Here is a 6,886-nt window from a genome sequence, read left to right as displayed (position 1 = left end):
TTCGCTTTGGCTGTGCTGATTGCGACGGGGAAATACCGGATCCCATTCCGAACTCCGAAGTCAAGCCCGTCTGCGGCAATGGTACTGCACTCTTAAGTGTGGGAGAGTAGCTCTGTGCAGCCTTTTAATTTTCCTTTAGTGGGTTCGTAGCTCAGTCGGTAGAGCATTTGCCTTTTAAGCAAGTGGTCCCCGGTTCGAATCCGGGCGGACCCACCACTAATATAAAGCCCAAAAAGAATTTTCTTTTTGGGCTTTTTTTATGTTTAAAAGTTACCCTATCTTACTTAGATCTTTTGAAAATAAAGGTTGATTTTATTTAGGGCAGTGTTATAAGAATTTTCTGTTTTTTGTCTGTTCTAAGTTGAAGGGTTAATCACATGGCAAAGTCCAAAGCTAAGATAAAAGCTAAAGTTGCTAAGTCCAAAGGGAAAGTTAGCAAGGCTATTAAGACTAAAAGAGCTGCAGCTAAACGTTATAAGTTGACTGCAACTGGTCTTGTTAAGGTTCCTCACGTAGGAAAGCAACACAAAGCAACTTCTAAGAACCGCAGCCGTAAAACACGCTTGAAAAAGCTCAAAATCATGCGCGCTGAAAGTTCAAGATTGGTTTCCCGTTGCCTACCAAACGGTTTATAAAATAAGCTATTAGGCTAAGTTTTTGTAAAACTTAAAAATAGTTTATTGTTCGTTAAGTTGTTTTTAAACAGATGAATGGCCAGCAAAGGTTGCTGAATAACTCGGCAGCGCCATCATTCTAGGAGGTTATATACTATGGCTCGCGCAAAACGTGGCTTTAAACTTCGTCGTCGTCATAAAAGAGTTCTTAAATTAGCTAAAGGATACCGCGGTACTCGTAGTAGACTTTATCGTACAGCTATACAAATTGTTCGTAGAGCACTTTGCTATGCATATCGTGACCGTAAGGTTAAAAAACGTGATTTTCGTGCACTCTGGATTCAACGTATTAACGCTGCATCAAGAGCTCATGGTTTACCATACAGCAAGTTCATGAATGGTCTTAAGAAAGCGAGTATCACTCTCGATCGTAAGCAACTTTCTGACATTGCTATTCATGATGAAGCTGTTTTTGCGGTTCTTGTACAAAAATCAAAGGCTGCTCTAACTAAGTAACATTTATTTTTTGACTCGGAGCGTAGCGCAGCCTGGCTAGCGCACTTGCTTGGGGTGCAAGAGGTCGCAGGTTCAAGTCCTGTCGCTCCGACCATTTTCTTGACTTTATTTTTTAGAGAATCCGATTTTAGGCAATTCTCGCTATAGGTGGATTTGTTTATGAAGCATCCTATTCTTAAATCTTTTGAATCAAAGTACATGCGCACAAAGCCATTGCCAAATTTCAAGGCTGGTGACACTGTGTGCGTTTGGGTAAAAATCCAAGAAGGTACTGAGAAAGACGGAACTCCAAAATACCGTTTACAATCTTTCGAAGGAACTGTAATTCGTTACCGTAAAGGTACAACGAATTCTACTTTCCTCGTTCGTAAAATGTCAGCTGGCGCTATTGGTGTTGAGCGTAACTTCTTTGCGCATTCCCCTCTTATCGACCATGTTGATATCAAAGTTCGTGGTAAAGTTCGTCGTTCCAGAATTTACTACATCCGTAAGCTTCGTGGTAAAGCTGCTCGTATTTCGAGCCGCTATGTATCAGCAGAAGAACTTAAGGCATCAGTTTAAAATAAGTAGTATTTTCTAAAAATACAGACAGAAAACAGCTTAAAAGCCTATGGAATTAATTTCTATAGGCTTTTATTTTTTACAGATTGTAAATTTGTGAGTTAAATTAATATGAAATTAATTGTACGATAATCAATCAATTCTGTAAAAACTATTCCTTTATAATAGCATAAAATTTAAAGCGAAAAAAAATATTGACCGATATTCATTCATAAATTTTAAAAATCGTCTGATTTTCGGGCGGAAAAATTTTTAGAATTTTTTAGTAAAATTTATAAGTATATGATAATATAAAATATTCCTCTTTGGCATAAATATTGCATTAATTAAAATATGGAAAAGATAATTATTTCCATGCATTTTTTAAACGCAAAACAATAGAGGTATAAATGGATTACGAAAATCTGCAAAATTCTGATTTACTTAAAAATGAACAAGACTCCCTAACTGATAAAAGAAACAGAATAATTCGAAAAAAACTGAGGAGTGGAGAAAAATTTACCAAAATGCAGGAGTCGTTAGCACTTGCGCTTAACGAAGTTGCATCATCACCTTATGTCGCGAAACGATGGGTAAAACTCTGCTTATCTTATGTTGAATTTGTTTCTCCAGTTGAATCTGCAAAAGAACCGGGCCGACTTATGATTTTGCTTTCGCAATTTCCATATGGGCTTACTCGAAATGAACTCTTAGCTGCTTTTTATGAAGGTTATTCAATTTCATCATCGCAACGTAAAGAGAGTTTAAGAGTTTGTTTAGAGAAAATTATTCAAAGAGCGCGAATTATCTTTTTTAAATATGATTTAACTATTATATATTGCAAAATTAATAAAAAATATCTTATTTCACCTCTTTTTAAAAAGAATATTAAATAAATATTTAAAGAGTTTTGCTCTCTTATTATTTCCATTATAATGTAATTTATAAATTCGCAGACAAAGGAGATAATACATGTTTGAATCAAATCTTTTAGAAAGCAAAAAAATATTAGTTACGGGTGGTGGAACAGGACTTGGTAAAAGTATGTCAGAACGATTTTTATCTCTTGGTGCGCAAGTAGTTATTTGTGGAAGAAGAGAAGAAATTCTGAAAGAAACTTGTCATGAATTTAATAATAAATTCAAAAATGATAAAGCTTCATTTAAAGTGTGTGATGTGAAAGATGCAGCATCTGTAGATAATATGATAGAAAGTATATTTTCGGAAGGTGAATTGAATATATTGGTAAATAATGCAGCAGGGAATTTTATATCTCGTACTGAAGATTTATCACCAAGAGCTATCGACGCAGTGCTCAATATTGTTTTGCATGGCACAAGTTATGTGACTCTAGCTTGTGCAAAAAGATGGTTAAAGACACAGCAAAAAGCTGCTGTTTTAAATATAGTAACTACATATGCCTCAACTGGATCTGCATTTGTAGTTCCATCTGCAATGGCAAAAGCAGGCGTTTTAGCTATGACAAGAAGTCTCGCAGTGGAATGGGGAGGAAAAGGGATACGCATGAATGCAATTGCACCGGGCCCTTTTCCTACAGAAGGAGCTTGGGAAAGACTTGTCCCCAATGCGAATCTGGGGGAGCAATTAGAAGGAAAAAATCCTTTGGGAAGAGCTGGCAAGCACATTGAATTAGCAAATTTGGCTTCATATCTAGTATCGGATTATGCAGCTTTCATAAACGGCGAAGTTGTTACCATAGATGGGGGTGAGTGGTTGCAAGGAGCAGGGGAATTCAATTTTTTAAAAGCAATGAAGCCTGAAGATTGGGAAATGATGCAAAAAAAACGGGCTAAATATTGAATTCAATAATTAACCAAACTGCGTGCAGTTTAATAAATAATGCATATAACTAGAAAGTAGTTGATAATTTTTAAAATCTTTAGTGATGAAAAGTTCTGGAAAACTTTCTAAAACAATGTTTCTTTGATGATAAGCTGGATGTGAAGCTGCTAATTTAACTGTTGCTATTATAAATTTTTCTTCATCAGCATCTTTAATTGATTTAAAAACAGCATCAATGAGCTTAGATTGAGCAGGATTAATAGCAATAAAAAAAAGACCAATATTGTTTGAGGAACTAAAGTACTGACGGTCAAGCATTAAATTAAGTAAATGATTTTCTCCATCAAAGCTTAGATTAAAAGTATTAAAATTTGGAGCTCTTAATGGATTATTTCCTTTAAGAGGATTTTCACCCACATTGATTGGTTGATTCATATAATGTGTAAATGCCTCTGCAACTTTTTTTCTTAGATATTTTATATAGTCTTTTTCTGGTTGGCTTCTTCCCGATATTTCTTGAGTTAAAAGAGGGTGACTTACAAATTCACCTCCCACAGGACCTCTAAATATAAAAGGACTGTTAGGATAAGTCTTATTGAGTGCACCATTCATATCAGTGTCATCATTTGCGGCTTCGTCGTATTTTTCCCACGCAGATTTATATTCAAGGTAAATACATGGATCTATAATTTCATATTTTTCCCGCATAGAAGAAAATAAGCGTGAGCCAACTCTTAGCTCGTGAAATTGGCATTTAGTTGTAAGTTCACGAATAAATGATCTTCCACTATCGTTGTTCGCAACCTCATATGTATATTGCAGAATAACTTCATTCAAAGGATCATCTATTAAAGGTTTAAATTTCCACAGCTCATTTCTTCGATAATTATATATTCTTTCCATCGTATGAAAGAAATTCTCATTTAACGATTCAAGCCAACTTTGTTTTGGACGATCTGCAATAACTAATTCATTGTTATAATAATTCAGATTAGCTTCAAGCCTTTTTCTTATTTCCCAAAGGTCAGCAAGTTTATTTACAATAGATTTTTCGTAAGGGCGAATGAAAGTTGCTCGATTTTCTTCTCTAAACACATTAGGATCTATACCTTTAGGTCCTCCTCCTGCCCCATTATTTGGAACTCCATTAGTGCTGCTCGAAGAAGGGTTTTTTGAGCAATTATTAAAGCTTATGAGTAACAATAATAAAATAATAGGTTTCACTATTTTCATTGAGCTTTCCTTAATAAAATAATAAAAAAATTTTATGAATTGGATTCAGAAACTTCTATAATATTCCAATATTCACTTATTTTCTTTTTTTCAATTCTAAAAAGGTCATAAAAAGTTACACTTTCACATCCATAAGTTCCTTCACTTACAAGCAAAACAAAATTTCCTTCACCTAAAATCCGAACTTTTGTTTTATATCGAATTGGTTTAAATTTATTTTGATTATAAATATCTTTTCGAAATACGGATTTGAATTTACTTTTCAATGGAATATGATCTTTAAAATTACTATCAATATATTTGGTAATATCTGAATAATTATTTTTTATCAGAACATTTTGAAACAAATCATTTACTAATTCTTTATTTTCTTTTGTAAGATTTAAGTCTTTTATTTGTATTGATCCACTTAGTTGTATTCCTGTACCAATTTTATCTTTATCAAGTTTGTCGGTAAGAACACCCCAATGTTCAATTATTTTATCATCTTTAAATAGGAAAATATCGAATCCAATTTTTGGACTCGTATATATATATTCAGATTGAGCAAACACATAATGATTGTCTTGGAAGATCCGTAAAGTTTTTACTTTAATTTTATTATTAGAATTTTTTGGATTAATTTTATTAAATCTCTTAATGCTATATTTTTTGTTTTCAATATAATTTTTGACATCGATATAATCAAGCTATTTTATTCGAAATATTTTTTTAAAATTTAAGAAAAAAACGCTCAGCAGCCGAGCGAAATATTTTGTGTGAATCATGAGCTTAAGTGGTCTATTTGCTTTTTTCTTCGCTCAATCCATATTTTTTAATAAAATAATAGGCCCGATTTTTTTTATCTTTGAGGGCTAATTCTAGTTGTTCATCATTTATGGTGCCTCTAAGGGACTCCATCCCATGGTAGTCGATAATATAAGCGAGTACAGAACGGATCTTATTCCTTTCATCGCTTGTGAGATTCATTTCTGGTTTATGCAATTGTCTTTCAACTAAAAAACCACTTTGTCCTGCAATTTCTTTAAAAATTCTGAGTTGGCTATTTAGTGAAACATTATAGGCGCTCCAAGGGCCAAATATTGTAAAAAGTAACAGTACAGAGAGTGAGGTTGGTATTATTTTTAATTGTTTAGATTGAGTCAATATAAAGTAAATTGAAATAAAAGTGACCCATAAACAACCGATCAACAAGAGATATCTACTTTCTGTCATTCCATAGGTATTGATTCTTGTGAGAACTCCAACAAATAGAACTCCAAGCAATGGAATATTAAGAATGAAATAATATTTTTCGAAAAAATGCACCCATTTGGGTTTCTCATCTCTTTTTTTTGCATGGAGGATAAGTATACAGATGAGGCCGAGAAGATTTAAGCAAGAAAGAGTCCAGCCAACATAACCCTTTGGCAGGGTCCAAGTAAAAATTATTTTCCCAGTGTAAATGTACATGATAAAAATATACAACAAAGTTAATGGTACTAAAATATTATATGTAATTGTTTTTAGACTGAAAGTTATATTCATCACTTTATGATGCAGATCTACTTTTTTAGGGATGCCAGATAGAAAGAGAAAAACTTGGATTAGATTGAAACTTATAAAAAATAAGTATTTATGTGCATCACTGGTAAAATGTGATCTAAATTCAAATAAATATGATATAAGTTTGACTGCTAAGAATGTTCCGAGAAAAATAACAGCGCTGTAGAATATAGATATGCATAATCTTTTAATAATTATCTGATTGTAATTATTAAAAGAGTTATTATCTTTGCTATTTAAAAAGGGAGCAAAAGTCAGAAATAAAGATATTCCTGCAAACAATTGAGCATTTTTTAAATAATAGGAAAAGTTTTCGTTTATATTAAAAATATAATAATTAATTAATATGAATAAAATAGATGTAAAAGCTGTGATAACTAATGAGTATTTTTTAAAGGAATGCTCCAGTGATAAATGAATGGCAAGTGAAAAAATAATACCAATAAAGAGAATGGGTGCAAGTCTAGTGAAAATTTCGTTGTCGATCTCTTGAGTGACTAGTGAGATATTTAATAATGTTGATAAAATAGATAATATAATTGTGATTGGGAATCTTTTGCAAGAGTTAAAAATTATTCCAATTTTACGATGTGTAAATAGATTGTTAAATTGCATGAAATATCCTATGATTATTA

At 32.6% G+C, this 6,886-nt stretch carries 8 protein-coding genes, 2 tRNA genes and 1 rRNA gene; 8 read left to right on the top strand and 3 right to left on the bottom strand.

Going from position 1 to position 6,886, the window contains the following annotated elements:
• Positions 1-8 precede the first annotated feature (8 nt).
• The 8 genes from rrf to H7355_RS13530 all read left to right on the top strand — a co-directional run bounded on the left by rrf (position 9) and on the right by H7355_RS13530 (position 3,491).
• Positions 9-123, top strand: a 5S ribosomal RNA gene (gene rrf, locus H7355_RS13565).
• Positions 124-140: 17 nt separating this feature from the next.
• A tRNA-Lys gene (locus tag H7355_RS13560) sits at positions 141-216 on the top strand.
• Positions 217-377: 161 nt separating this feature from the next.
• Positions 378-635, top strand: a complete 258-nt coding sequence (locus tag H7355_RS13555; protein WP_130612178.1) for a large ribosomal subunit protein bL35 — start codon at positions 378-380, stop codon at positions 633-635.
• A gap of 135 nt (positions 636-770) precedes the next feature.
• Positions 771-1,130 (top strand): 50S ribosomal protein L20, encoded by a 360-nt coding sequence (gene rplT / locus H7355_RS13550; protein ID WP_186648569.1) that lies wholly within the window; start codon positions 771-773, stop codon positions 1,128-1,130.
• A 16-nt stretch (positions 1,131-1,146) separates the two neighbouring features.
• A tRNA-Pro gene (locus H7355_RS13545) sits at positions 1,147-1,224 on the top strand.
• A 65-nt stretch (positions 1,225-1,289) separates the two neighbouring features.
• A complete protein-coding gene (rplS, locus tag H7355_RS13540) occupies positions 1,290-1,691 on the top strand; it encodes a 50S ribosomal protein L19 (protein ID WP_186648567.1) in 402 nt (133 codons plus the stop codon).
• Between the two features lie 389 nt (positions 1,692-2,080).
• Entirely contained in the window at positions 2,081-2,566 is a 486-nt protein-coding gene (locus tag H7355_RS13535; RefSeq protein WP_186648565.1) for a hypothetical protein, read from the top strand.
• A gap of 76 nt (positions 2,567-2,642) precedes the next feature.
• Entirely contained in the window at positions 2,643-3,491 is an 849-nt protein-coding gene (locus H7355_RS13530; protein WP_186648563.1) for an SDR family oxidoreductase, read from the top strand.
• A gap of 9 nt (positions 3,492-3,500) precedes the next feature.
• Here H7355_RS13530 and H7355_RS13525 read toward each other — a convergent pair whose 3' ends face one another.
• From H7355_RS13525 to H7355_RS13515, 3 genes are all read right to left on the bottom strand, one after another.
• Positions 3,501-4,706, bottom strand: coding sequence for a hypothetical protein (locus H7355_RS13525; protein WP_186648561.1), 1,206 nt, complete (start codon positions 4,704-4,706; stop codon positions 3,501-3,503).
• Positions 4,707-4,738: 32 nt separating this feature from the next.
• Positions 4,739-5,260: a hypothetical protein gene (locus tag H7355_RS13520; protein ID WP_186648559.1), complete on the bottom strand. Its 522-nt coding sequence runs from the start codon at positions 5,258-5,260 to the stop codon at positions 4,739-4,741.
• Between the two features lie 226 nt (positions 5,261-5,486).
• Positions 5,487-6,866, bottom strand: coding sequence for a DUF4153 domain-containing protein (locus H7355_RS13515; protein WP_186648557.1), 1,380 nt, complete (start codon positions 6,864-6,866; stop codon positions 5,487-5,489).
• Positions 6,867-6,886 lie beyond the last annotated feature (20 nt).

The sequence above is a fragment of the Fluviispira vulneris genome, from assembly GCF_014281055.1.
Taxonomy (GTDB): domain Bacteria; phylum Bdellovibrionota_B; class Oligoflexia; order Silvanigrellales; family Silvanigrellaceae; genus Silvanigrella; species Silvanigrella vulneris.
The sequence above is the reverse complement of the archived record's forward strand: the minus strand, read 5'-3'. Positions and strand labels throughout refer to the sequence as shown.

Excerpts from the sequence above, each read along its gene's own strand:
- H7355_RS13555 (WP_130612178.1), top strand. The coding sequence starts at position 378 with ATGGCAAAGTCCAAAGCTAAGATAAAAGCTAAAGTTGCTAAGTCCAAA.
- rplT (WP_186648569.1), top strand. The coding sequence starts at position 771 with ATGGCTCGCGCAAAACGTGGCTTTAAACTTCGTCGTCGTCATAAAAGA.
- rplS (WP_186648567.1), top strand. The coding sequence starts at position 1,290 with ATGAAGCATCCTATTCTTAAATCTTTTGAATCAAAGTACATGCGCACA.
- H7355_RS13535 (WP_186648565.1), top strand. The coding sequence starts at position 2,081 with ATGGATTACGAAAATCTGCAAAATTCTGATTTACTTAAAAATGAACAA.
- H7355_RS13530 (WP_186648563.1), top strand. The coding sequence starts at position 2,643 with ATGTTTGAATCAAATCTTTTAGAAAGCAAAAAAATATTAGTTACGGGT.
- H7355_RS13525 (WP_186648561.1), bottom strand. The coding sequence starts at position 4,706 with ATGAAAATAGTGAAACCTATTATTTTATTATTGTTACTCATAAGCTTT.
- H7355_RS13515 (WP_186648557.1), bottom strand. The coding sequence starts at position 6,866 with ATGCAATTTAACAATCTATTTACACATCGTAAAATTGGAATAATTTTT.